The sequence below is a fragment of the Rhodoplanes roseus genome (genome assembly GCF_003258865.1).
GTDB lineage: Bacteria > Pseudomonadota > Alphaproteobacteria > Rhizobiales > Xanthobacteraceae > Rhodoplanes > Rhodoplanes roseus.
On sequence record NZ_NPEX01000552.1, the window covers coordinates 1 to 1,492 of the forward strand.

Here is a 1,492-nt window from a genome sequence, read left to right on the forward strand (position 1 = left end):
GTCTGGCGCTCCGTCACCGGCACGGTGGTGCCGAGCCGCGCCAGCCCGCCATAGAGCCGCACCAGATCGGCCAGCGTCACACCGGTGCCACCCAGCCCCATGGCGAGGCCGGGCGCCTCGCCGGCCGGCAGCACGAGCCTGACCCCGGCCTGGGCGAGCCGCGCCGTGAAGCGGCTGGGGCCGACCTTGTCCAGGACCTGCACGGCCGGCACGTTGAGGGAGAGCTGCAGCGCTTTTCGGGCCGTCACGGTCCCCTGGAAGGTGAGATCGAAATTTTCCGGCGCATAGGCGCCGTAGCGCACCGGCCGGTCGTCCAGGAGCGTCTCGGGATGCAGGAAGCCGTCCTCGAAGCCGAGCCCGAACACGAACGGCTTCAGCGTCGACCCGGGCGAGCGCACCGCCAGCGTCATGTCGACCTGGCCGGACCGGCGGGCGTCGAAGAAGTCGGCCGACCCGACCCGGCCCAAGACGTCGCCGGTCGCATGCTCCACGGCCAGAATGGCGATCGAGATGTCGGGGCCGAGCGCGGCGGCGCGGTCCTTGGCCAGGGCTTCGAGCGCGGCCTGAAGCGGCCCCTCCAGGGTGGTGCGATGCGACTGGTCCTGCGGCCTCTCGGCGACCAGCCGGTCGGCCGTGTGCGGGGCCATCATGGGCATGGGGCGGCGGGCGGTCGGCACCGGCTCGGCCTTGGCCCGGTCGATCTCGCCGGTCTCGATCACGCCGGCCGCGGCCATGCGGTCGAGGACCCGGTCGCGGGCGCGGCGGGCCGTCTCGGGCGAGCGGTCGGGCCGGCGCGCCTCGGGCGACTGCGGCAGCGCCACCAGCAGCGCCGCCTCGCCGAGCGTCAGCCGCCGCGGCTCCTTGCCGAGCCAGGCCAGCGAGGCCGCGCGAATTCCTTCCAGGTTGCCGCCGTAGGGCGCGAGCGAGAGATACAGGCCGAGGATCTCGTCCTTGGACAGACGACGCTCGATCTGCACGGCCCGCACCGCCTGGCGCAGCTTCGCGACCAGCGACCGCTCGGTCCGCGGCTCCAGCAGGCGCGCCACCTGCATGGTGAGGGTCGAGCCGCCGGACACGATCCTCCCATGGGTCGCGAGCTGCCACGCGGCCCGGCCGAAGGCGCGAGGATCGATGCCGGCGTGCTCCTGGAACCGCCGGTCCTCGTAGGCGAACAGCAGATCGAAGAAGCGCGGATCGACATTGTGGCGCTCCGCCCGCAGCCGCCACCGCCCGTCCGCCGTCGCATAGGGCCGCAGGATGCGCCCGTCGCGATCGCCCACCACGGTCGACCACGCGAGATCCTTCCCAAGCGGCGGCGGGCCGAGGGATTTGATCCACATCGCCGCGGAGGCGAAGCCGACCGCCGCGAGCACCGCGGCGGCGAGGACCGCGCGTTTGGCGAGGCGCCAGCCCCGCCGTCCGTCATCAGCCCCACGGCACGGCGCAACCCTCTCCCCTCGCGGGAGAGGGTGGACGAGCGGAGCGGAGCGAG

The 1,492-nt window shown here is 73.9% G+C and carries 1 protein-coding gene; it reads right to left on the bottom strand.

Annotated features, from left to right (window positions below):
* The coding region (pbpC, locus tag CH341_RS31175; RefSeq protein WP_245431337.1) for a penicillin-binding protein 1C at window positions 1-1,373 on the bottom strand (1,373 nt) is incomplete at its 3' end.
* Window positions 1,374-1,492: the final 119 nt, after the last annotated feature.